We start from the raw sequence: 24,828 nt of genomic DNA, 5'->3' as shown, positions 1-24,828 counted from the left end.
TAATAATGCCATATAAGCACAAAAAGGAGTACTATCATGTCTGATTTCAGCAGCAAATGCCGGGAATACCTAAAGGATACAGGAGAAAACGTTTATCAGTTATCTGCTTATTCGGGACTTGACCGTACCTCTCTGCAGCGTATGATCACAGGGAAACGTCTTCCCGGTATTGATTTTGTGCGCCAGTTCTGCGATTCCCTCCGGATCAACCCTTCCCAACGCCGGGAACTGATGGAATTATATAAAATAGAAAAAATCGGAAAAGAAATTTATTACAACCGCAAATATATACAGGAACTTCTGGGTGTTATCAGCTCCCGGCAGGTCATTTCCCGGGAAGGTTTTCTCAGGCTTCCATCCTTTCCCTTTTACCGTGGAACTTTTTCTCTTGATGTGGAAAAGAAGGTCCTGAGCCTTTTTGAGGACATCCTGTCTTCCGGTTCTTCCGAAACGATCCGTACCAACCTTCCGGCCAACTGCCGGCTTCTTGTACAGATTTTTTCCCATCTTTATCCCAAATATGAGAAACTGCCACCGGTGATCCAGATCCTGCCGCTTCACCAGAACCCGTCCTCCTCACCGGATTACAACATGAATCTGGAAACCTTTCTCTGCACACTCCTTCCGATCCTGTCAGGTTTTGCGGGCTACCAGCCATATTATTACTATACTCAGGCAGGCCGGGAGTTTTCCAGCTATGAACTGTTTCCTTTTTTCTTACTCACTGAAAAAAAACTGCTGCTGTTATCCTCGGATATGATGACCTGTATTTTTACCGAAAATCCGGAAGCGATCCACGCATATCAGCAGGAATTCCGGCGGGTTCTTGAGAATTCCAGTCAATTCTTCCTGCAATCGGATTCTCCGGACAGGATCCTTAATATCTTTGATTCTATCATGCAGACAAATATCTCAACAAATTTTGCACTGGAATCTCATCCCTGCCTTGCACTGATGTCCTATGGTCCGGGCTTTATTCAGTCATTGTTTGATAACAGGGATATCGATCTTTCCGATCCGGTCTATACCCAGCTGGCAGCAGTCCTGAACCAGACTTCCTTTGCTTTTACAGAAGCTGCCTTTTCCTGCAATTATTTTACACTGAGCGGGATCCGGAAATTTGCCCGTACCGGACTCCTTGACGGACCTTATTCCTACCATCAGACCCCTCTTCCGAAAGAAGAACGAAAAAAAGCCCTCAGGCATCTTCTTGACACAGATATGGGACATGAAAAATGCAGGATCCTGAAGCCTTCCGTACTTCCGGAAACCGGGATCCATCTGGAAGTTCTATCTGACTATTCCGTTTTTCTCTGCTTTCTTTCCGAAAAAGATACTTTTCTCTGTATCTATCTGAAAGAGACCAGTATCGGACAGGCCCTGAATGATTACCTCTGTTCTCTGTCTGAGGAAGAATCCGTATATACAAAAAAAGAAGCCCGGCAGATCCTGCTGGGACTTCTTGAACAGCTTTAAGAGCCGGTACTTCTGTGATATTCTCTTGTAAGATCCTCCAGGATCCTGTCGGTTTCTCCGGATACGATATGCTGCTCCGGGAGACCGGCAAAGTTTTTCAGAGCCTGGTCTGTTTCCTGTATTACCCTTTCATCTGTCTTCAGCTCTTCTTGTCGTTTCCTGTATTCTTCTTCACTGTGAACACTGCGGTAGGCCAGAAGATAAACCTTCATTGCTTTCTCTGAATGATTCTCCTTCCATGCTTTCCAAAAGCAATCCAGCGCCTTATCCATCTGGAACAGATAACCGTATGCGCATCCCTGGTTATGCAGGATTCTTTCACGCATCTCTCCGGTAATCTCTTTCCCGCCGTGCTCAAGAAGCTTCTGATAAACACGGAGCGCATTCACATACATCCGGTTTTCCATCAGTGCGTCGCCTTTTCGCTTCTCCCGTATTTCTTCAGGTTCACGTTTTCTGGCTTCGATGCGCCCGTTTAAGGTCTTAAGTTCTTCATAAGCCAGATAATTGATCTCTTTAAATATCGGATACAGTACTTCTTCAAGTCCGGCCTCTCTTCCAATATAAGGTTTCAGCTTGGCCGCAAGCTTCGGAAGCTCCAATTCTTCCTCCAGCCAGGTACAAAGCTTACTGCTGATCAATGAGCTGTCCACAAGATAAAGATTGTTATAAAGATAATAGCAGAGTTCTTCTATAGAATAGATATTGGTACTGATATTTTCGATATAAAACGGCTTCTCTGCTTTTTTTACCTGACATAAAATATATCCGCTCATGCCTGATTCCTTTCTTCCTGCTCATCCCATCGTACCAGTTCCCTCCAGATTTTTCCACTGGAAGGATACATTTCGCCAAATCCCAGATCCTTCACTGTGATCTCGCAGTCTCTCGGCGATACGTATTTCAGCGTGAGGGAAAGCCTTGAAGTCCGATTAGGCCGCTTTGGCAGACCGTCAAGTGCCATGGCCACACGTTTCTTCTCGGTTTCTTCCGGAATACTTACCACAAATACCAGTTCACTGGTATCATCCAGGATCAGCTCGCAGGATGCACTGCATTCATACCAGTTGCTGCCGCTTTCGATCAGCGGATAGTAAGCCGGAGAGCCCATCACCCGCATATCCATTCCTACGTCCACAGCCACCAGCGAATCACTTAAATAGCGGTAACCTTTGAGTTTTTTATCCTCCAGCCTGTCCTTACCGGCTATGCAGGCTCCCTTTGCAAAAAGATTGTTTCCGTAAAAAACCTTCCGTCCCTGATGACACAGGAGCTTTACAGACTGCTGTGCCCACTTCTGGTCAAATCCTTCTCCCGTGATCTGCACACTGGAGAAGAGTTCCTTGCCGAGAGTCTTACTGATAAAACGGTAAAATTCCACATCACGGATCTCATCTTCCGGTTCAAGCTTTGTGCTGACCGGATCCTCCAGTTTTACAAGCACCGGTCTGGAAGAGCCGTTGATAGTCAGCTTCCGGAAGGTTACCGTATCGCCTGCAAAGGCATACCATCCTACACTTCGATTCCAGGTTTCCCGTTTCTGCCCCAGCGCATAATAATAAAAACTCTCGCCATAGTCCATAAGCATATATTTCTCACGTGAAAAACCTGCAAGGCTGCAGGCCTTCTGATAATTCCGTACCTGAAGTGTACTAAGTTCCGGCGATGTGATACAAAGGCACCGGGTATTCTTTACAATATCCTGGATTCCCAGAAATTTCAGGATTCCCCTCAGAAAATGTGCCAGAAGCTCTGCCGGCTCTTTTTCCTCTCCTGCCACCTGGATCTTTTCTTCCTTCTGACAGATATCATAAATATTTCCGATCATGATCCCGCCCTTTTCCCTGGCAAAATACTCTGCTTCCAGGCCTACGCAGTAATCACCGTGATCGGTACGATAGCAGATACAGCCCGGAGCTTCGTACTGACTGGCTCCTACCTTCATGGAAAGAGAACGGGCTTCTTCTGCTTTTCTGTCATAATAACAGATCTGTGTGTATTCTTTTCCAATATCAATTCCTATGATCAAGTCACGAATTTCATTCATCTTTCCGGTTCCTTCTCTATGACAAACATTTCATTAACGTACTGTTCCTGTCGGAGATACTGTGCCAGCTTCTCCTTCACTTCCGTTTCTTTCTCAAGTTTTCTTGCACAGAGTATCTGATTGATCAGCTGATATTTGCTGGATGCCTGATCACTACTCTGGTTCATGGTCAGTATTTTTTCTTCCGTTTTGTGTACACCGGTTTCATCTTCTGTCTGGAAATAATATCGCAGGGTTTCTCCATAAAACAATGTAAATGCTCTGGCAAAAATTCCCTCATAGATATTTTTGAGCGGTTCACTTTTATAGTCCGGTACAGTTCCAAGTCCGGTATCCAGGGAATAATACAGTGTGACTGAAGCCTCCGGTGAAGTATGATACTCTACAAAAGTCTTATCATCCAGCTGATACGGTCGCAGGATACTCTGATCCAGGTTCCGGAAAAACTCAAATATCATTCCTTCCTTTACACAGGAAGAGAGGATTTTTTCCTCCATTTCCAGATTTTCTTCATCAGAAGTTTTTTCTTCGGAAAGCAGTTTCAGAAGGGTCAGGTCACAGATCCGGTCTCCGGGCCACTCCTTTTCTCTACGATTTTTCAGATACTCCTTAAGTCCCGGCATCTCCGGCATTTCTTTTACAAACATTCCGTAAGACATCAGAGTCAGATACGCACCGATCACACTCTCTTTTCCGGAATGGCGGATATATGCTTTCAGGATATCCGCACCCTCTGACCGGTAATCCCAGTTAAACATCAGAAGAGAAAGGATCCTCTCCTCCAGATTATAGGTATCCATCTCAAACCCACAGGCACTTTTCCAGATATCCAGAAGCTCATCCACAGGTCCAAACCGGAATTTCATCAGATACATGAGGATCACTTCATCATAGATTCCCTGTCGGTATACATGAGAGGAAAGTGCGATCAGCTCTTCGTCTTCCGCACAGTCACAGCGGATGATCATACGGCTTACCAGCTTCAGAAGAGCACGCTCCTCTACTCCTTCAAATCCAAATGCTTCCACCACGCTCATAGCCTGCGGAAACAGTCCCCGCTGGATCAGGATCTCCAGAAGGGTTTTCCGGTCGACCATGGCATATTCCCGATAATCCATCATCTCCAGACAGGCATCCAGATCTTCTCCCTGCACGTGATCCCGATAATAATCCAGGATCTTTTTGCGGATCAGCCTCTTATATTCATCGGTAAACGCTGGTGAAAGGACCAGTTTCTGAAAAATTCCCAGATTCTTACGACTGATCTCCTGACCCTGACAGTAATACAAAAGCACAGCCGGTTCATCCGCCCCTTTTTCCAGCACTGCCGGAACCATCTCACGATCATCAAAAAGTGGTGTCAGATTATAATCTACCGTAGCAGCATAACGTCTCTGTTTTTCATCCTGAAATACAACGGCCGCATCTTCGCTGCAGATCCTTGGGTAAGCGATCCCATGGATACACGGATAGATTTCTTCCTGTTTCATCTGTCTGTGACGGACGATCACACTGCGAACCTTCGGATCATCCGTATACAGCCGGCAGGTAAACATTCTGGAGGCGATCACCTGCGCTTTTTCGCTGTCCGATGGTTCCCGCATGAATTCCTGATAAACAGCGGCATAATTTTCATTCATCCGGCCTTCCCGTAACTTACGGAAAGCAAATTCCTCCATGCTTTCACGATAACTTTCGTATGTCTGTGGATCACGTTCCTTCCCTGCAATGATGCATGCATACAGATAGGCACGCTTGGAATCACCGAGAGTATTGTTGTTATAGGTAAAATACATCAAAAGCGGTTTCGGCAGGACTCTCCGATAAGAAGTATCCAGTGTTTCCACATAATATTCATACAGCCGTGTGATCCGGATCCCGCGGTCCACGGCAGCGGAAAACCACTGAAAATATTCCGGTTTTCTTGGATTTCCCTTCATAATATATTTACAGATAGCTTCCACGGTATCATCCGACGGAAAGGCTTCACATCCCATGGCCATAGCACGGTACAGACTTTCGTTAAAAGCTTTCTCATAACCGGAAAGATATGCCAGGCGCATGACCAGCTCTTCCGTCAGCATCTGTTCTTTTCCTGCAAAAAGGAATACCTGGGCCCAGAACCCATTGATCCGATGCAGCAGAGACATATCTGCACAAATACGGTTCCATGCTTCCAGATACAGAAAAGGACTTGTACATCCCCGCTCAAAAAGTTCCTCCATCAGAAAGATCTTTTTTGACGGAGAAAGCGTATGATCCATTTCAAATACCAGTTTCAGAAGGATAAAGCTGTCTTCCTTCTGCATCTGGAAATTCTGTACCTTGCGGAGGGCCTGTTCCTTATCCCGGTACAGCCCGGTCTGTGTACACAGATACAGATAAATCCCTGCCAGTTCCAGTTCATTGTGATGAAAGGATTTATTCTGATAACGCTCAAGGATTTCTGAAGCCTGGTCATCTTCTCCTTCCAGATGAAGAAGATAGGCTTCCAGAAGCTGATATTCCGGATATTTCAGTCCGTTTTCGCCCATACGGTCAAGCTTCTCATGAGTAGAGGCTGTCCAGGCCTGAAAATCTGTTCTTTTACAGAGATATCCCAGGTATTCCTTCATCAAAGATATCCGGTACTGTTTTTCCAGAAGATCCAGGTTCACGGCACTCTCAGTTCCTCTGGATGCAAGAACGTGATATACCAGTTTCTGGTATGGGGTTTTTACAATGATCTCGCCGTACTGATTTCCTTTTCCCAGTTTTTCCTGGCGGATCACATAGTTTATTTCACAGGTACTTCCGATAAAATCCTCTTCTGTGACCACATGCTTGCCTGCCTCCAGAAAATCCCCGTTTACCTCAATATCTGCCCGCAGGTGTCCCCATCCGCTCCTGTGGATATAAAGGGATTCCTGAACAGATTCACTGACATCATAAAAACTCGCCTCTTCTCTGTTCAGACTCAATGTCACCTTTTCCTTGGCACCGGCTGCGATCAGAAATTCCTCCAGATGCTGATAGGTCACCGGCTGCTGTGACATTCCTGCATAAAGAGAACGGATCTTCTCACTCTGATCACTCAGAATCAGGGAAAAATGTCGTTCTGTAAAGATCCGGTAAGCCTCATGGAAATCTTCCCTTGCAATGTGCAGAAATTCTTCCAGAGAAGCTACCTTTCTGCCTGCACTCTTCACCTCTTCCGTCTGTACCTGTACAGTGAACGGCAGCTTATATTCTCCGATACTGGTAGTAAAACACAGCCAGCCTTCAAAGCTCTCTCCCGGTTTCATTCCCTCTGCATCTACCCCATAAGGCATGCGCACTGTGGTTCCGGAAAAGCGGTCAAATCCGGGCACCAGTCTCCGGTCAGATGAAGTCACAAAGCCACTGATCCTGCGGTTGTCATCGGTACCGAAATAAATCTCATCCTTTGTAGTCTCTCCTGCCTTCAGCGTAGCGAAAATACGGTCCTGTGAAAACAGAAGCTCAGGCTGTTCATAAATAAATTTTCCGTTAAGAAGCTGTTCTATCCTCTTTTTCAAAATATATACTCCTCATCAATATACACTGATTGTTGTCACTCGTATTTTATGATTATACACCAGATCAGAATGTGACGCAACAGGTGTTCGCCTCTGTCCTTTTTATAAAGTTTCTGTTGGAAAAGCACGAAAAGCACGTCCGGCTCATAAGCTATAAGGAAATCCCCTTTGAGGTGAACCCTTGAAAACCTTTCTGAAACCGCTTTCTTTTGCGGAAGAGCAGTTCTATCTTCTACAGCTCCAAAGGGGCGATCCGGAAGCAAAAAATATCCTTATCGAACACAATCTCCGCCTCGTAGCACATGTTGCAAAAAAATATCAGGGATGTGACGAGGATCCGGATGATCTGATCTCCATAGGCACCATAGGTCTGATCAAAGCCATTTCCACCTTTGATCCCAGCCGGACTTCCAAGCTTTCCACTTATGCTGCACGGTGCATTGACAATGAGCTTCTCATGATGTTCCGTGCCCGCAGGAAACGTTCCAGAGAAGTTTCTCTCTATGAACCCATCGGCACAGACCGGGAAGGCAACGAGATCAGCCTTCTCGATATCATTGAAAGTCCACCCGTTGATGTTGTGGATGATTGTTTCAAAAGGGACAGCATTTCCTATCTTCTCCGTTATATCCGGACAGTACTCTCCCCAAAGGAATACCAGGTGATCTGCTGCCGCTACGGTTTGAATGGTCAGGAGCCACTGACCCAGCGAGAGATTGCTGAAAATCTCTCCATCAGCCGCTCCTATGTATCCCGTATCGAAAAGAACGCTCTTCGAAAACTCCGTACTCTTTTTCCTGAAAATCAGTAAAGGGGAGAACGTTCTTTTCGTTCTCCCCTTTACTCTCTTATCCACCCTTTCGGATCATTCACCTCTTCGAAGAATATCAAATACCTCCGGCATCTCAGTCAGTTTCACATAGATCCTCTGCTGAGCATGTGGTGCACTCTCCATAGCTTCGCCCTCTTCATTATAAATGGCTTCCACTGTGACCGGAATATTCCTTCCGTCCGGTTTCATGATTTCGATGGTCTCTCCTACAGAAAACTTGTTTCTCTGTGTCAGTCTTGCCAGACCTCTCTCATCGATCTCTTCTGCAAATCCAAGATATGTGTATTCTCTTACATATGTGTTGCTGTCATAGATCTGGGTATTCTCATCCGGCTTTCCGTAGAAAAATCCGGTGGTAAACTGACGGTAGGTACAGTTTGAGATCTGCTCCTGATACCACGGCATATTTGCATGATATTTTTCCGGACTTTCCATACAGTCGTCAATGGCTTTGCGGTAGGTTCTTGCCACTGTTGCCACATAAAGAGCTGTTTTCATACGTCCTTCGATCTTCAGGCTGTCAATACCGCTTGTAAGGATATCTTCCATATGTTCTACCATACAGAGATCCTTGGAATTAAAAATAAAAGTTCCTCTCTCATTTTCAAATACTGGCATGTATTCTCCCGGACGCTTCTCCTCCACAACAGAATATTTCCATCTGCAGGGATGGGTACAGGCTCCCTGATTGGCATCTCTTCCTGCCATAAAGTTACTGAGAAGACATCTTCCGGAATAGGAAATGCACATGGCGCCGTGGATAAACGTTTCTATCTCCATATCCTCCGGAATATGTGCCCGGATCTCCCGGATCTCTTCCAGAGAAAGCTCTCTTGCACTTACCACACGTTTGGCACCAAGGTTATACCAGAAACGGTAAGTCTCATAATTGGTATTATTTGCCTGTGTACTGATGTGACGCTCGATCTCCGGGCAGATTTCCTTTGCATACATAAAGATTCCCGGATCTGCGATGATCAATGCGTCCGGTCCGATCTCCTTCAGTTCCTGAAGATATTCCCTTACACCCTCAAGATCACGGTTATGCGCCAGGATGTTTACTGTCACATAAACCTTTACACCATGGGAATGGGCAAATGCGATTCCCTCACACATATCTTCTTTTGAAAAATTCTTAGCCTTTGCACGAAGTCCAAAAGCTTCTCCGCCGATGTAAACAGCATCTGCACCATATATGACGGCAACCTTTAAAACCTCAAGGCTGCTCGCCGGAACCAATAGTTCTGGTCGTTTCATAAACCTGTTCTCCTGTTTTTACACTTACAGCCGCTCCGTCTCCAAGAGGAAGCACCGATGTACGAAGCACCGGACTGTGAGTCAGCTGCCAGAGATATTCTCTCATTCTTTTATAGATTGTACGGTTACGCCGTTCCACAAGATAATGAGATTCAATAATATCCCCTTCCTGCAGCACGTTGTCAGATACCAGCACGCTTCCCTCTTTCATCAGTCTCAGCACGTCAGGAAGCCAGTGGATATACTGGCCCTTGGCTGCGTCCATGAAGATCATATCAAAGGTTCCGGTAAGATTCTTCAGGATCTCTCCGGCATCTCCCTCCAGAAGCGTGATCTGTGACTCTCTTCCTGCGCGCCTGAAATTATCCTTTGCGACAGGAATTCTTTTTTCATAATTCTCTATGGTAACAATTTCCATATCTTCCGGCCCATACTCACACATAAGAAGTGTGGAGAAGCCTACGGCAGTCCCCACCTCCAAAATGCGCTTCGGTTGTTTCAGTGCCAGAAGCATCCTCATAAAGCTCTGCATATCTCTCCGGATGATCGGCACCCGATCTGCAAGTGCCTTTGTCTCCAACTCCTGCAGAAATGGAGTATTCCCCATATCCAGTGAATTGATATAGGTCTGCATGCGTTCTTCTACGATCACTGGCTGTTCGATCCTTCCTTGCTCTCTTCTCCTGACAGCACTGCAATGATCCTGGTCGGTGTATAAGCTGTACTGAGAAGGTATGTACCTGCTTTGATCTGTCCGTGATATGCGGACATTCTTTCCTGTATGGTAAATGCAAGCGCATCCTTGATAAGACCCTTCTGCTCCAGTGTCTTGCCTACTTTATATGCAGAGGCACCTTCTTTTATGACTACCGTGACCTGCTGTCCCTCTCCCGGGCTCATAGCCTGCTGGTTAAACACATCGTAGCCAAACTGATAGGCTGATTTTCCAACCCAGATCAGAAATACGATAATAAAGATATATACAGCGGTTTTAAATACCCCTCCAGCCAGAAAAACGCCGGCCCTGCCAACCTTGTCTCTTGTGTCTGCCATAGTCTTTCCTCCTATAAGTCAGGAATCTGTATGTCGATCCCGTCCACCAGCGTCCTGCATATCCGCTGCATCAGTCTGCACAGCGCAAGCTCTGCGTCGAGATAGGCATTTACTTTCAGGTTCTGTCTCAGACTTGCAGACTCCTGATTGAGCTGTTCCGCAATATGGAACAGCTCATCCTTGTCTGAATGATTCTGCAGTCTGAAATTATCTCCACGGAATCTCATCACTCTGGCTTTCAGCTCAGGATCCGCTTCAAGCTGGGCTGCCTGTTTCTGATATTCCTGATATTCATCGCTTCTGTGCACAGCATCGAGAAGCTTCTCGATCTCCATGCTGATCTCATCCATGAACCTACGCCTCCATAATGATAGGCAGGATCATAGGATTTCTCTTGGTCCGTTTCCACAGATACTCTCCAAGGGCATCCTTGACCTCGGTTTTGATCTTGCCCCAGTCAGTGATATTGTTCTCCAGGCAGGAATCCAGTGCAGTTTCCACAACCTGTCTGGCATGCTCCATAAGATCCTCAGATTCTCTTACATACACAAAACCTCTGGAAACGATATCCGGACCTGCGAGAACTACATTACTGTGGCGCTCCAGTGTCATAACTACGATCATGATTCCATCTTCAGACAGATGCTGACGGTCACGGAGTACGATATTTCCCACATCGCCAACGCCAAGTCCGTCTACGAAGATCGCACCTGTATGAACGCTTCCTGTCACCTTGGCATCCTGTCCATCCAACTCCAGAACATTTCCGGAAGAAAGGATAAAAATATTCTCCTTCGGGATTCCCAGATCTTCCACAATGTGTTTCTGTGCAGTCAGATGACGGTACTCACCATGGATCGGAATGGCATATTTCGGTTTTACGAGGGAGTAGATCAGCTTGATCTCCTCCTGGCAGGCATGTCCGGAAACATGGACATCCTGGAAAATAACCTTGGCTCCCTTCATAGACAGTTCGTTGATGACCTTGGAAACTGCCTTTTCATTTCCGGGGATCGGATTGGAGCTGAAAATGATGGTATCGTTAGGCTTGATCGTGATCTTCTTATGGATATTGGCTGCCATACGGGAAAGTGCCGCCATGGACTCACCCTGGCTTCCGGTTGTGATCAGAACCACCTTATCGTCCGGATAATTCTTCACCTGATCGATCTCGATCAGTGTGTTCTCCGGGATCTGCAGATAGCCAAGCTCTGACGCTACGGAAATAACATTGACCATACTGCGGCCTTCCACAGCAACCTTTCTTCCGAACCGGTATGCAGTGTTAATGATCTGCTGCACACGATCCACGTTGGATGCAAAGGTTGCAATGATGATCCTGGATGTCCGGTACTCATTAAAAAGATTATCAAATACATGTCCCACTGTACGCTCGGACATTGTAAATCCCGGTCTCTCTGCATTGGTACTCTCACACATCAGTGCAAGCACACCCTTCTTGCCGATCTCTGCAAAACGCTGCAGATCGATGGCATCTCCAAATACCGGTGTATAATCAACTTTAAAGTCTCCTGTGTGTATCACGATTCCCACCGGTGAATAAATAGCAAGTGCGGATGCATCCTGGATACTGTGATTCGTTTTGATAAATTCCACAGCGAAATCCCCAAGATTGATCACCTGTCCGTGTTTTACTTCTTTCAGTTTGGTAGAACGCACAAGGTTATGCTCTTTCAGTTTGTTGCGGATCAGTCCCAGTGTCAGCTTGGTAGCATAGATCGGAACATTGATCTCTTTCAACACATACGGAAGGGCTCCGATATGATCCTCATGTCCGTGAGTGATCACAAAGCCCTTCACCTTGGAAATATTTTCCTTAAGGTATGTTACATCCGGAATGACCAGATCGATTCCCAGCATATCGTCCTCAGGGAAAGAAAGACCACAGTCTACAACTACAATACTGTCACCATACTCAAAAGCAGTAATGTTCATTCCGATCTGCTCCAGACCGCCAAGTGGTATAATCTTAAGCTTGGATGTTGCTCTGCGGCCGGTTTTCCGACCGGATGGCCTGCCGCCGGTCTTTGCCGGTTTCTGTGTGTTTCTGCTGTTTTTTACAGCGCCACCGGCTGCTGTTTTCTTTGTTGTTGGCCGGAAAGGCTTATCCTGACGGTTTTTGCTGCCACCACGATACTGTCTTGTTCTTGATCCGGCATTCTTTTGTCTTGCTGCGGTTCTTCTGGCACCGCCTGCGGAAACTTGTACTCTGCTCTCCGCATTTTTGTTGTCATCGTTGTTCTCGCTTTTCAAAAATCGCTCCTCCATTCAAAATTCACGTCATCCAGCATCTGCTGAAAAACTGCATATACAGCCTGAAGTTCGTCATCATCCTCGACCATCTCATAACAGGCTTCTGTACTTCCCGGAGCTGAAATATCCTTCAGAATATATGCGTCTGCTTCCTCATCCTGTGAATCGGACACCAAAAGATAAGTCACACCCGCAATATTGGTCTGCTCCTCTACGTAAAACTCAGCAGCTGTGCCGTCGTCTGACTGAAATATTATTTTTTCCATATTTAATTCTTCCTTATCCGTTCTTGTCAAGCGGATATTCGCAATCCGCATTTGCTACCTGATCCGCTCAAAATATCTATTTGCGTTTCCGATCATTCTTCCACGCCTTCCTGCTGCTCTCTTCTGTGTGCGGCAGCATCCAGATATCCCTGCAGGATAAAAACTGCCGCTACCTGATCCAGATACTGTTTGCGGTCTTCCTTATGCACACCGGTCTCTTCCAGAGTACGGTCTGCCGCCATGGTAGTCAGTCTCTCATCCCACATAACAACAGGCAGGCCTGTACGTTTCTCCAGCATTTCCTTAAACTCCAGAGATTTCTCGGCCCGCTCTCCTACTGTATTGTTCATGTTTTTCGGGTATCCCAGAACGATCTCCGTAACCTGATACTCCGAAATGATCTCTTCAATACGTGCCAGAGTACGACGAAGCTTGTTTTCCTGCTTGCGCCATACGGTTTCCACACCTTGGGCTGTCAGACCAAGGGGATCGCTCACTGCAACCCCCACAGTCTTCGAGCCATAATCCAGTCCCAGTACTCTCATATTACCGTTCCCAGGACTTGTTCTTGATATACTCGGTGAGAAGCTCTTCTACCAGTTCATCACGTTCCACCTTCATGATCATGCTTCTCGCACCCTTGTGGCTTGTGATGTAGGTCGGGTCTCCGGACATAATATATCCTACGATCTGATTCACCGGATTGTAGCCCTTCTCATCCATTGCATTGTACACCAGATCCAGGACTTCTTTTACCTGAAGCTCCTGATCCGGTTTTGTTCTGAAATACTGTGTATTTCCCAGATTATTCTCTGCCATTGTCTCTCACGTCCTTAAAATATATTCTTTTTTATTTTAATATAAATTTACATAAATTACAATCTTAAATTTAACGAGGATTGCGGATACAAACTGTCAACGTTACTGTTCATTCCGTTCTCAGTAACACGTTTCGCAAAATATTACCAGTGAACAAATAACCTTTCAACATACGATCCCGTTCTTCACTCCACGGCTTCACCGGTCATGATATGCTCTTCAAGAAAGCCTTCTGCCTTTACGATTACGATATCATTTACGCCATAAGCTTCCGATTTCGGTACAGCAGTTTTTATATACTCCCGGCTGTGTCCCAGATACCAGGTCCGTCCATCCTTTGTATACTCTTCCTCGATCAGTACCTCCAGGTTTTTGCCAAGCATGGATTTCTCATAATCCCCTGCATGACGATGATGCAGCTCGATCATCTTCTCACTGCGGAAGGATTTCTCCGCCTCTGTCAGCTGTCCGTCCATGGCAGCCGCCTTTGTTCCCTGTCTTCTGGAATATTTGAAGATATGAGTCTCGTAAAAACGGATGCTGTCCACAAAATCATAGGATTTCCGGAATTCTTCCTCCGATTCCTGCGGAAAGCCTACGATCACATCCGTTGTCAGTGCCGGATTTCCATACACTTCTCTTAAAAGCTCACAGCGCTCTCTGTATTCCCCTCTTCTGTATCTGCGGTTCATCCTCTCCAGGGTCTCATCACATCCACTCTGCAGGGAAAGATGGAAATGCGGGCATACCTTCGGCAGCGCCGCGATCCCTTCCGCAAATTCTCTTGTAACGATTCCCGGTTCCAGCGATCCCAGACGGATACGCCTGATTCCTTCGATCTCATGCACAGCACGGATCAGAGAAAGCAGTGTCTCTTTTTTCTCCTCCGGGAAATCCACTCCATAGGAGCTTAAATGGATTCCTGTAAGGACCACTTCCTTATACCCTTTTTCCGCAAGTGCACGGACCTCCTTCAGCACACTTTCAATATTCCGGCTTCTGACACGGCCTCTTGCATAGGGAATGATACAGTACGTACAGAACTGATTGCATCCGTCCTGAACCTTGATATATGCCCTTACATGTTCTGCTGTATGATCAATGGAAAGTTCCTCATACTCTTTTGTCTGATTGATCTTGATCACATGGGAACCATGGCCCGGTTTGTTTTCCGCATATTCGGCCAGTGCCTCCACAATATTGATCTTCTGGTTATTTCCCAGAACAAGATCAATGGCTTCGTCTTTTTCCAGTTTCTCGCCACCGGTCTGTACATAACAGCCCGTTGCCACCACGATCGCTTCCGGATTCATTTTTTTTGCTTTGTGGAGCATCTGTCTTGATTTTCTGTCTGCAATATTGGTTACTGTGCAGGTATTGATCACATAAATATCCGCTCCCGGTTCAAAAGGCACGATCTCATATCCCGCCTCCTCCAGAAGCTGCTGCATGGCCTCGATCTCATAGGCATTTACTTTGCAGCCCAGGTTGTGTAATGCAACTTTATTTCCCATTTTTCCTCACTTTTTTTACACTTTAACTAATTATTAAAACAATTTTTATCTCTTTTCACCTTGACTTTTTGGGTACTGACAGGTAAGATGAAAGCTGTAAAACAACAAAAATTTATCAAGGGAGGTTATTATAATGAAAACAGCTAAAATCTCACTGAATTCCATCGATAAGGTGAAAGCATTCGTAAACGAGATCAGCAAATTCGACTGCGATTTTGATTTAGTATCCGGAAGATATGTGATCGATGCAAAATCCATCATGGGTATCTTCAGCCTGGATCTTTCCAAGCCGATCGACCTCAACATCCATGCAGATGGCGCTGCTCTGGATAACGTAATGCAGATTATTTCCAAATATACAATCGACTAATCTATACTGTATATTTGAGAGGAACTGTATCGGATACAGTTCCTCTTTTTTCATGCTTTCAGAATCCTTCTGTTCTCAATGAACTCCCTTTTCCTGATATATCGGTAATTCCAGGGAACCTCTGCAGCGAGGTTCCCTGTTTGTTTTTTCTTATCTAAAAACGGATTACTGAATTTCAATGATCTCTGTGGTATTCAGAGCCGTTTCCATAAGCTCATCGATTTTCTCAGAAAGCTTCTGCTCAGAACGGCGGATCACTTTAAGATTCGGCTTTGTTACAGGATGTTTCGCTACAAAGATGGTACAGCAATCCTCAAACGGCTGAATAGAAGTCTCAAAGGTATCGATCTTTCTGGAAATACGGACGATCTCCTCTTTATCAAAGCCGATCACCGGACGATATACCGGAAGTGTGCAGACCTCATTTGTAGAAGCAAGGCTCTGTAAGGTCTGGCTTGCAACCTGTCCGATGCTCTCACCTGTGATAAGTCCGAGACAACGGTCTTTTTTAGCGAAATGCTCGGCAATACGCATCATATATCTTCTCATGATAATAGTAAGCTCATCATGAGGACACTGATCATAAATATAAAGCTGTATATCTGTAAAGTTAACTACATGGAGACGGATCGGTCCGCTGTATTTGGCTACCAGGCGGGCAAGATCCACTACCTTCTGTTTTGCGCGCTCACTGGTGTAGGGCGGTGCATGGAAATATACCGCATCGATCTTGACACCACGTTTTGCGATCATATAGCCGGCAACCGGACTGTCGATCCCACCGGAAAGAAGAAGCATGGCTTTTCCGTTTGTTCCGATGGGCATTCCGCCTGCGCCCGGAATGGTCTGGGAATATACGTAAATCTTGTCACGGATCTCAACAGAAAGATCCAGCTCCGGATGATGAACATCTACACTTGCCTCCGGGAACGCATCCAGGATACGTCCGCCAAGCTCAGCGCTGACTTCCATGGAGCTGATCGGATAGGATTTCTTTGCGCGGCGTGTCCAGACCTTGAAGCTTCCGTTAAAGTCCGGATGCCACTGCTTCATATAACCCACAACATCTTCGGCAAGCTTCTCAAAGCCCTGTTCTTCATAGATCATAACCGGGCAGATGCCTACAATACCGAATACATGCTGCAGCGCATCTACAGCCTCATCGTAATCATAATTCTCCGGGCAGAATACATAAACTCTTCCCTGCTCTTTTTTTACTTCAAAATCTCCCTCGATCTTGGAGAGTGCGATCTCCATCTGATGTACGAGAGCATCTTCAAAACGATAGCGGTTTTTTCCCTTAAGGGCAATTTCCGCATATTTGATCAGAAATGCATGTACTAACATAAAAATCCCTTTCTTCTGTATTCTCTATCGACGTGCATACCTGCGCAGCATCGGAATTGTTTTTCCCAGTGCTTCCAGGCAGTAATCTACCTCTTCAAAGGTATTTTCCTCACAGAAGCTGATGCGGACGGTACTTTCCACATCGGCTCTGCTCAAGCCTATAGCTGTCAGTGTTGCACTTGGTTTTCTCTTATGACTGGAGCATGCACTTCCTGCGGAAATATATACTCCGAATTCTTCCAGCGTATGGAGAAGAACCTCACTCCGTACTCCGTGGAAGGTTACACTCATGATGTGTGGCGCTCCCTCCATTAACGGCATTCCGTTGACAGTGATATCGCCAAGCTTTGAAAGACCCTCTGCCATCCGCTCCTTCAGAGCATAGAGGTGCTGTATCTTTTTATCAAAATCTGTGTATACCATATCTGCGGCAACGCCAAGGCCTGCGATTCCCGGTACATTGTCCGTTCCGGAACGCATGCCGTTCTGCTGTCCGCCTCCAAGAATCTGTGGCTGTACTCTTACTTTTTCGTTGATGTAGAGGAAGCCCACACCCTTTGGTCCGTGGATCTTATGGCTGCTCACAGAAAGAAGATCGATCCCCAGCTTTTTCGGATAGATACGATACTTTCCGAATGCCTGGATGGCATCTACATGAAAAAGTGCTTTCGGACTTTTTTCATGGACAAGCTTTCCGATCTCTTCTACCGGCATCACGGCTCCCACCTCATTATTCACGTACATCACAGACACCAGAATGGTATCCGGACGAAGAGCCGCTTCCAGTGCATCCAGCTTTACAACGCCCTGATGATCAACTGGAAGGATGGTCACCTCATAGCCCTGTTCCTTCAGATAAGCAAAAGGCTGGGCCACTGCTGCATGCTCTACTGCAGTTGTGATGATATGGTTTCCCATTCGCTTATTGGCTTCCACACCACCGATGATAGCAAGGTTATCCGATTCTGTTCCACCGGAGGTAAAAAGAATCTCTTTTTCATTCACTTTCAGTAATTTTGCAAGGGTCTGGGCACTTCTGCGGACATAATTCTCCGCTTCCATTCCCTTTTTATGCATGGCAGAAGGATTTCCGAAATCTTCTGTCATGGTTTTGCAGACAATATCCTTTACTTCATCGAAGCATCTCGTTGTCGCGGAATTGTCAAAATATGCTTCCATAGTTTATTCATCCTCCAGTTGAAACATCAGAACAGAAAGTACTGCGAGTCCCGCAGTTTCTGTCCGTAAGATCCGGTGTCCCAGGGTGATGGGTTTCGCACCGGCTTCCATGGCATCTGCCACTTCCTGCTCTTCAAAACCACCCTCAGGGCCGATAAAGACACCGATGCTTTTTCCCGGTTCGATCGACCGGATCAGTTCTTTCGTCTCTTTCATTCCCTTTGCAAGCTCATAAGGGATCAATAGAACGTCCAATTCTTTTGCATAGACAAGGGCTTCTTTAAAGGTCATCACAGAATGTACCTCCGGCACCAGCATACGCTTGGACTGTTTTGCCGCACTTTCTGCGATCTGCTGCCAGCGGGATACTTTTTTTTCTGCTTTTTTGTTATCCAGTTTTACCACGCAGCGCCTGGTTGAAACAGGAACAACAGAATATGCTCCAAGCTCTACTGCCTTCTGGATGATCAGCTCCATCTTATCAGCCTTCGGCAGTCCCTGAAAAAGATAAATACGGTTCTGCAGCTCATAATCCGGCTCCTGTACATAGAGGATATGAAGCAGGACTTCATCCTCCCCCGCGTTTTCGATCACACAGTGATATTCTTTTTCCTTATCGCTGATCCAGAGCTCCTCGTCTTTTTTCATGCGGAGTACATTGACAATATGATTGACATCATTTCCTGTGATACGGATCTCATGTCTGTCCCTGTCGATCTGATGAGGTTCCACAAAAAATCGCTGCATGAGATCAGTCCTTTCTTGCTGTCACAGATACCCACTCGCCCTGATGAGTCACCTCAACAAGCGTCAGACCGGCGTCTTTTACAGCCTTCACTACGACATCCTCCTTTACATCCAAGATGCCTGATGTAATGTAGTAAGCGCCTTTTTTCATCTGTGCAACAATCACCGGAGTCAGCGGTACCAGAACATCTGCTAGGATATTTGCAGTTACGATATCATATTTCTCATATCCGACCTGTTCCTGAACTTCTTTGTCATCGATGATGTTTCCGATCATCATGTCAAAGGATTTCTCCTCGATCTGGTTGGCCTCCTTGTTCTCAGCCACTGCCGGAACTGCACAGGGATCAAGGTCTGTACCAACCACATGGCCTGCACCAAGCTTCAGTGCAACGATCCCCAGGATTCCACTTCCGGTTCCCACATCAAGGATCTCCATTCCCGGCTTCACAAATTTCTTCAGCTGACGGATCACAAGCTGTGTGGTCTCATGCATTCCTGTACCAAAGGCAGTTCCCGGATCAATGTGGAGGATCATCTTGTCCTTATCTTCTGCCTTCACTTCTTCCCAGGACGGTACGATCAGAATGTCGTCTACATAGAACTGATGGAAGTACTGTTTCCAGTTATTGATCCAGTCCTTGTCCTCTGTCTGGGATTCTGTGATGGTTGCCTCTCCGATATCCACAAAGCTTCTCAGATCCTCCAGTGCAGCCTTCACATCTTTCAGGATTGCCTCGGTATCCGCATCCTCTTCCAGATAGAAGTTCAGATATGCGATCCCGTCATCTGCTGGTCCTTCCGGCATGATATCCACAAACATCTGTGCCTTGTCCTCATCGGTCAGCGGCTGTTTATCCTGGATTTCCACACCTTCAATTCCCACCTCGGCAAGTGTACAGATCACAATATCCTCTGCCTCTGTTTTTGTCTTAAGTGTAAAACGGTTCCATTTCATCTTTTATATCTCCTTATGCTGTATACACATTTACGGATTTTCATTCCAGTCTGTCGCCTGTTTTCTATTGTCCCGAAAACGGGCACTTCTTTTAATATACACGAATACAGAAAAAAAAGAAAGAGGCATTTTGTGCCTCTTTCCTGTTTTCACTTTATTTATTCCTCAAACATTTCCTTAACTTTCTCACGGAAACCTTTTTTCTTCTTTTCGGTTTTTTCGGAAGTCTCGGATGTGCTGTCCTCTGACGGACGGTTTCCACATGCCGCATCAAAAGCTTCCAGAGCTTTCTTTGCTTCCTCATTGAGATTTGTCGGAGTCTGGACTACCAGGGTTACATAGTGATCACCACGAACATTCTTGTTACGTAATGACGGAACACCTTTGCCCTTCAGGCGGATTCTTGTATCCGTCTGTGTTCCCGGTTTCACCTCATAGGAAACCTCACCGTCAACGGTATTAATACGCATCTCACCGCCGAGTGCAGCCTGTGCAAATGTGATCGGAGCTGTTGAAAAGATATTCATATCCTGTCTCTGGAAGATCGGATGACGGGCTACATTTACCTCAACCAGCAGATCTCCTCTCGGACCGCCGTTGGTTCCCGGCTCACCTTTTTCACGGATACGGATGCACTGACCATTGTCGATACCGGCCGGTACAGATACCTGGATCTTCTTTCTGGAAGAGGTATATCCGGTTCCACGGCAGGCGCTGCATTTATCCTTGATCACCTTACCGGTTCCATTACAGTCCGGACAGGTCTGAACATTACGTACCATACCAAACATGGACTGCTGGGTGTAAACGATCTGACCCTGGCCTTTACATTTCGGACATGTGACCGGTGATGTTCCAGGTTTCGCTCCGGTTCCGTGACATGTGGTACACTCATCCTTCAGAACGATCTCCAGCTCTTTCTCGCATCCGAAAACCGCTTCCTCAAAAGTAATGTTCACACGTGCACGAAGGTTGGCACCCTTCATCGGTCCATTGTTGGCCCGTCTGGTTCTGCCTCCGCCGCCGAACAGGTCTCCGAAGATATCTCCGAAGATGTCTCCCATATCCGCACCGTTGAAGTCGAATCCACCAAAGCCGCCGGCACCGCCTCCGCCGCCGTTTTCGAATGCTGCATGACCAAACTGATCATACTGTCTTCTCTTGTCGGCATCACTTAAAACGGAGTAAGCCTCTGTCGCCTCTTTGAACTTCGCCTCAGCCTCTTTATCACCCGGATTTACATCCGGGTGATATTTCTTGGCCAGCTTACGATATGCTTTTTTTAATGTTGCGTCGTCGGCGTTTTTATCCACACCTAAGACTTCATAATAATCTCTTTTATCAGCCATTGTAATTATTTCCTACTTGTCTTAGACTTCCTTGTAATCAGCATCTACAACATCATCGCCGTATCCTGCTTCATTTCCGCCCTGAGCACCAGAGTTTCCGCCCATGTTGCCCATATCCGGTCCAGGACCAGCCTGACCCTGAGCTCCCTGAGTCTGCTCATACATCTTGGAGAACAGCTTCTGAGCGCTCTCCATCATCTTCTCCTGTGCAGCTTTGATGTCTGCAACCTGAGAATCAGTAAGCTCCTGTGCATTTGCTGTCTGTGCAAGAAGATCCTTCAGTGCATTGAGGTCAGCCTCAACACTTGCTTTATCGTTTGCGTCAAGCTTGTCGCCAGCTTCTTTCAGTGCATTCTCAACCTGGAATACCATGGAGTCTGCATTGTTTCTTGTGTCGATCGCCTCTTTACGTTTCTTATCCTGAGCCTCGAACTCAGCTGCTTCTTTGACAGCTTTGTCGATATCGGAATCGGACATGTTAGAACCAGCTGTGATCGTGATGTGCTGCTCCTTACCTGTTCCAAGATCCTTAGCAGATACATTAACGATACCGTTGGCATCGATGTCAAATGTTACCTCGATCTGCGGAACACCACGACGTGCTGGCGGGATTCCATCCAGACGGAACTGGCCGAGGGATTTGTTATCCTTTGCGAACTGACGCTCACCCTGTACAACGTTGATATCTACAGCTGTCTGGTTGTCTGCTGCTGTGGAGAAGATCTGGCTCTTCTTTGTAGGAATTGTAGTATTTCTCTCGATCAGACGAGTTGCGATACCACCCATTGTCTCAATGGACAGAGACAGCGGAGTAACATCCAGAAGAAGGATATCACCGGCACCTGCATCACCTGCAAGTTTACCACCCTGTACGGAAGCACCAAGTGCAACACACTCATCCGGGTTCAGGTTCTTGCTTGGCTCTTTGCCAGTTAACTGTCTTACCTTATCCTGTACAGCCGGGATACGGGAAGAACCACCAACCAGAAGTACCTGGCCAAGCTCAGAAGCTGTGATACCTGCATCAGACAGTGCACGGCGAACCGGCTCTGCTGTCATCTCTACAAGATCATGTGTCAGCTCATCAAATTTAGCTCTTGTAAGGTTCATATCGAAATGCTTCGGTCCCTCAGCAGTTGCTGTGATGAACGGAAGGTTGATGTTTGTTGTTGTTGCGGAAGAAAGCTCTTTCTTAGCTTTCTCAGCTGCCTCTTTCAGTCTCTGAAGAGCCATCTTGTCGTTGCTTAAGTCTACGCCCTCTGTTCTCTTGAACTCAGCAAGCATGTAATCTGTAACTTTCTTATCAAAGTCATCTCCACCAAGACGGTTATTACCAGCTGTGGAAAGAACCTCGATAACGCCATCACCGATCTCGATCACGGATACATCGAATGTACCACCACCAAGGTCGTATACCATGATCTTCTGCTCTTTCTCATTGTCAAGGCCATATGCAAGAGCTGCTGCTGTAGGCTCGTTGATGATACGTTTTACATCAAGACCTGCGATCTTACCTGCATCTTTGGTAGCCTGACGCTGAGCATCGTTGAAGTAAGCCGGAACTGTGATAACTGCCTCTGTTACTTTCTCACCAAGATATGCCTCTGCATCCTTTTTCAGTTTCTGAAGGATCATTGCTGAGATCTCCTGTGGAGAATATTTCTTGTCATCGATGGTTACACGGTAATCGGTACCCATCTCTCTTTTGATAGAGGAGATCGTTCTGTCTGCATTTGTAACTGCCTGACGTTTTGCAGGCTCACCTACCAGACGCTCTCCTGTTTTTGTGAATGCTACAACGGATGGTGTTGTTCTTGCGCCTTCTGTATTTGCGATAACTGTCGGCTGTCCACCTTCCATTACGGCTACACAGCTGTTTGTTGTACCTAAGTCAATACCAATAATCTTTCCCATGATTTTTTCCTCCTGTTTTAGTCTGTATCTGTTAAAATAAAGTTTGTTGTCAGTTAGTTCGCAACCTTTACCATACTGTGGCGTACTACGAAATCCTTGTAGGTGTAACCCTTCTGGAATTCTTCCACCACGATGTTCTCTCCAACCTCTTCATCCTCCACATGCATCACTGCATTATGGAAATCCGGGTTGAATTCCTTTCCCACTGCTTCGATCGGTTTCACACCGAGGTCATCCAGTGTTGTGGTAAGCTGCTTGTAGATCATTTTCATTCCATCTGCAAAAGCATCGCCTTCCTGTGCCTGTGCAAGACCTCTTTCGAAGTTATCCACAACCGGCAGGATCTTTTCAACGATCTCTTTCGCTCCGATGATGTACATGCTGGATTTTTCTTTTTCCGTTCTTTTACGGAAATTATCAAATTCAGCCATGGTACGCTTCAGGCGATCGGTAAGTTCCTCCACCTTCTGCTCAGATTTATCTTTTTTCTTCTTTCCAAAGAAGGAAGTTTTTGATTTTTCTTCTTTTTTATCCTCTGAGGCAGCTTCTTCGCCTGGAGTATTGTTTTCTTCCTCCGGCAGATCTTCTCCCTCCGGTGTCAGGTTTTCTTCTTCCTGATCTCCGTCAGTTACGGGGATTTCCTTCTCCGCTTCCTGCTCTTCGGATGTTTTCTTTGTTTCCTCCGACACTTTTTTTCTACCGCCTTTCTAAGTTTTCTTCTTTTTCAAAACGTCATCCAGATGATTCTTCAGTTCCTTCAGACTGTCCACTACATTCTCATAATCCATTCGTTTGGGACCGATGATACCGATGGTTCCATACATTCCGTCTCCCAGTTCATATCTGGCAGTTACAATGCTACAGTCCTTCATGGTCTGGATCGGCATCTCATCACCGATGTAAACCTGGATTCCTGTATTCTCTCCATCTGACATCTGTTCTTTTACAAGATCGGCAAGTTCATGCTTCTCCTCAAATGCGGAGATCAGCTCCGTTGCCTTCTCTTTATCGGCAAGCTCCGGATACTTGAAGATGTTAGTTGCACCTGAAGTATAGATCTCCATATCTTCCTCTTCCACATGAATGGTGGCTGCCACTGCATCCAGAACCGTTGCCACCACACCGCTGTGGCTGCCTGCCTGTTCCTTCAGTCTGGCGATCATCCCAAGGTTGATATCCTGGATCGGGATCCCATTGAGATTGGTGTTAAGAAGAAGATTCAGTTTCAGGATCGTCTGGTCGTCCATTTCCTCATCCAGATTGATGATCTGGTTCCGGACTGTGTTGTTGTCACTGACAACCACTGCCACAAGCTGAAGCTCGCTCATTCTCGACAGCTGGATGAACTTGATCTTGTTGCCGCTGTACTGCGGAACGGAAACCATGGTAGCATAGTTGGTATTGGAAGCAAGAACCTTCGCAACCTTCTTAAGCACCTTATCCATCTTATCTGTCTTCTCAATGATCAGATCTCGCAGCTCTGCAACCTCTGCTTCCTTCTCCTTCATCAGCTCATTGACGTAAAGTCTGTAGCCTTTATCTGAAGGAATCCTTCCTGCTGAGGTATGAGGCTGGACGATATAGCCCATATCTGTCAGGTCTGACATTTCATTTCGGATCGTTGCGGAACTTACATTGAGATCCGCATACTTGGAAATGGTCCTGGAACCAACCGGTTCTCCGGTCTCCATATAGGTCTTGATGATTGCTTTTAAGATTTTTTGCTTGCGCTCATTCAACACCTCTTCCATGAAGCCATCTCCTTTCCTTTTTATTCTTCCTGACGGATGTTGATTCTTTTTTTATATCTGTTAGCACTCATTTTAGTGGAGTGCTAACATCTACAGTCTTTAAGATATCACCATGTAAAATATTTGTCAATATGTTTTG

23 protein-coding genes are annotated in these 24,828 nt (G+C 46.2%); 3 read left to right on the top strand and 20 right to left on the bottom strand.

The annotated features are described in order from the left end of the window. Positions 1–36 precede the first annotated feature (36 nt). A complete protein-coding gene (locus tag CCC17_RS02720; protein WP_287082466.1) occupies positions 37–1,476 on the top strand; it encodes a hypothetical protein in 1,440 nt (479 codons plus the stop codon). On the opposite strand, the gene CCC17_RS02715 is transcribed toward CCC17_RS02720, so the two are convergent. Genes CCC17_RS02715 through CCC17_RS02705 form a run of 3 tightly spaced genes read right to left on the bottom strand, consistent with a single transcriptional unit; the run spans position 1,473 to position 7,059 of the window. Continuing rightward, positions 1,473–2,252: a hypothetical protein gene (locus tag CCC17_RS02715; RefSeq protein ID WP_173753885.1), complete on the bottom strand. Its 780-nt coding sequence runs from the start codon at positions 2,250–2,252 to the stop codon at positions 1,473–1,475. The two genes, CCC17_RS02720 and CCC17_RS02715, sit on opposite strands and share 4 nt — an antisense overlap. Beyond that, the gene (locus CCC17_RS02710; RefSeq protein ID WP_244790294.1) at positions 2,249–3,523 is read right to left on the bottom strand and encodes a DUF5716 family protein; all 1,275 of its coding nucleotides are present in this window, start codon (positions 3,521–3,523) and stop codon (positions 2,249–2,251) included. The genes CCC17_RS02715 and CCC17_RS02710 overlap by 4 nt, the downstream gene beginning before the upstream one ends. After that, positions 3,520–7,059, bottom strand: a complete 3,540-nt coding sequence (locus tag CCC17_RS02705; RefSeq protein ID WP_287082464.1) for a DUF5717 family protein — start codon at positions 7,057–7,059, stop codon at positions 3,520–3,522. Before CCC17_RS02705 ends, CCC17_RS02710 begins: the two co-directional genes overlap by 4 nt. Before the next feature lie 181 nt (positions 7,060–7,240). Between CCC17_RS02705 and sigK the strand changes: the two genes are divergently transcribed. Then, positions 7,241–7,870, top strand: a complete 630-nt coding sequence (gene sigK / locus CCC17_RS02700) for an RNA polymerase sporulation sigma factor SigK (protein ID WP_144094545.1) — start codon at positions 7,241–7,243, stop codon at positions 7,868–7,870. Positions 7,871–7,924: 54 nt separating this feature from the next. Here the strand turns inward: sigK and CCC17_RS02695 are convergent, their stop codons facing one another. The 9 genes from CCC17_RS02695 to mtaB form a co-directional block, all read right to left on the bottom strand. Continuing rightward, positions 7,925–9,148: a peptidase U32 family protein gene (locus CCC17_RS02695; protein ID WP_015527092.1), complete on the bottom strand. Its 1,224-nt coding sequence runs from the start codon at positions 9,146–9,148 to the stop codon at positions 7,925–7,927. Then, the gene (locus CCC17_RS02690) at positions 9,108–9,800 is read right to left on the bottom strand and encodes an O-methyltransferase (protein ID WP_021652340.1); all 693 of its coding nucleotides are present in this window, start codon (positions 9,798–9,800) and stop codon (positions 9,108–9,110) included. Before CCC17_RS02690 ends, CCC17_RS02695 begins: the two co-directional genes overlap by 41 nt. After that, on the bottom strand, positions 9,797–10,201 hold the full coding sequence (locus tag CCC17_RS02685; protein ID WP_015527091.1) for an endolytic transglycosylase MltG: 405 nt from the start codon (positions 10,199–10,201) through the stop codon (positions 9,797–9,799). Before CCC17_RS02685 ends, CCC17_RS02690 begins: the two co-directional genes overlap by 4 nt. 11 nt (positions 10,202–10,212) lie before the next feature. Further along, positions 10,213–10,551 (bottom strand): YlbF family regulator, encoded by a 339-nt coding sequence (locus tag CCC17_RS02680; protein WP_015527090.1) that lies wholly within the window; start codon positions 10,549–10,551, stop codon positions 10,213–10,215. 4 nt (positions 10,552–10,555) lie between these two features. Next, positions 10,556–12,190 carry a ribonuclease J gene (locus CCC17_RS02675; protein ID WP_118513134.1) on the bottom strand — a complete coding sequence of 545 codons (1,635 nt, stop codon included), beginning with the start codon at positions 12,188–12,190 and terminating at the stop codon, positions 10,556–10,558. 281 nt (positions 12,191–12,471) lie between these two features. Then, positions 12,472–12,741, bottom strand: coding sequence for a DUF1292 domain-containing protein (locus tag CCC17_RS02670; RefSeq protein WP_059086846.1), 270 nt, complete (start codon positions 12,739–12,741; stop codon positions 12,472–12,474). A gap of 92 nt (positions 12,742–12,833) precedes the next feature. Then, positions 12,834–13,286, bottom strand: a complete 453-nt coding sequence (gene ruvX, locus CCC17_RS02665; protein ID WP_092071282.1) for a Holliday junction resolvase RuvX — start codon at positions 13,284–13,286, stop codon at positions 12,834–12,836. Between the two features lies 1 nt (position 13,287). After that, positions 13,288–13,560, bottom strand: coding sequence for an IreB family regulatory phosphoprotein (locus tag CCC17_RS02660; protein WP_015527087.1), 273 nt, complete (start codon positions 13,558–13,560; stop codon positions 13,288–13,290). A 185-nt stretch (positions 13,561–13,745) separates the two neighbouring features. Further along, positions 13,746–15,074: a tRNA (N(6)-L-threonylcarbamoyladenosine(37)-C(2))-methylthiotransferase MtaB gene (gene mtaB, locus CCC17_RS02655; protein WP_287082461.1), complete on the bottom strand. Its 1,329-nt coding sequence runs from the start codon at positions 15,072–15,074 to the stop codon at positions 13,746–13,748. Between the two features lie 133 nt (positions 15,075–15,207). On the opposite strand from mtaB, the gene CCC17_RS02650 reads away from it, so the two are divergent. After that, positions 15,208–15,444, top strand: a complete 237-nt coding sequence (locus CCC17_RS02650; RefSeq protein ID WP_015527084.1) for an HPr family phosphocarrier protein — start codon at positions 15,208–15,210, stop codon at positions 15,442–15,444. Positions 15,445–15,609: 165 nt separating this feature from the next. Here the strand turns inward: CCC17_RS02650 and thiI are convergent, their stop codons facing one another. The 8 genes from thiI to hrcA form a co-directional block, all read right to left on the bottom strand. Further along, entirely contained in the window at positions 15,610–16,791 is a 1,182-nt protein-coding gene (gene thiI / locus CCC17_RS02645) for a tRNA uracil 4-sulfurtransferase ThiI (protein ID WP_015527083.1), read from the bottom strand. 24 nt (positions 16,792–16,815) lie between these two features. After that, complete coding sequence (locus CCC17_RS02640) at positions 16,816–17,970, bottom strand: cysteine desulfurase family protein (protein WP_287082459.1); 1,155 nt, start codon at positions 17,968–17,970, stop codon at positions 16,816–16,818. A 3-nt stretch (positions 17,971–17,973) separates the two neighbouring features. Beyond that, positions 17,974–18,717, bottom strand: a complete 744-nt coding sequence (locus CCC17_RS02635) for a 16S rRNA (uracil(1498)-N(3))-methyltransferase (protein WP_092071274.1) — start codon at positions 18,715–18,717, stop codon at positions 17,974–17,976. Between the two features lie 4 nt (positions 18,718–18,721). Next, entirely contained in the window at positions 18,722–19,675 is a 954-nt protein-coding gene (gene prmA / locus CCC17_RS02630; protein WP_195274178.1) for a 50S ribosomal protein L11 methyltransferase, read from the bottom strand. Between the two features lie 158 nt (positions 19,676–19,833). After that, the gene (dnaJ, locus tag CCC17_RS02625) at positions 19,834–21,024 is read right to left on the bottom strand and encodes a molecular chaperone DnaJ (protein ID WP_021652330.1); all 1,191 of its coding nucleotides are present in this window, start codon (positions 21,022–21,024) and stop codon (positions 19,834–19,836) included. Between the two features lie 21 nt (positions 21,025–21,045). Next, positions 21,046–22,938, bottom strand: coding sequence for a molecular chaperone DnaK (gene dnaK, locus CCC17_RS02620; protein WP_270614351.1), 1,893 nt, complete (start codon positions 22,936–22,938; stop codon positions 21,046–21,048). Between the two features lie 53 nt (positions 22,939–22,991). Further along, positions 22,992–23,627 (bottom strand): nucleotide exchange factor GrpE, encoded by a 636-nt coding sequence (gene grpE, locus CCC17_RS02615; RefSeq protein ID WP_021976671.1) that lies wholly within the window; start codon positions 23,625–23,627, stop codon positions 22,992–22,994. An 18-nt stretch (positions 23,628–23,645) separates the two neighbouring features. Beyond that, the gene (hrcA, locus tag CCC17_RS02610; RefSeq protein WP_015527075.1) at positions 23,646–24,689 is read right to left on the bottom strand and encodes a heat-inducible transcriptional repressor HrcA; all 1,044 of its coding nucleotides are present in this window, start codon (positions 24,687–24,689) and stop codon (positions 23,646–23,648) included. Positions 24,690–24,828 lie beyond the last annotated feature (139 nt).

Origin of the sequence: Blautia sp. LMAG:36 (genome assembly GCF_008680535.1) — a bacterium.
GTDB lineage: Bacteria > Bacillota > Clostridia > Lachnospirales > Lachnospiraceae > Blautia_A > Blautia_A fusiformis.
Note: the sequence above shows the minus strand (reverse complement) of the source record. Positions and strands in the feature narration are given on the sequence as shown.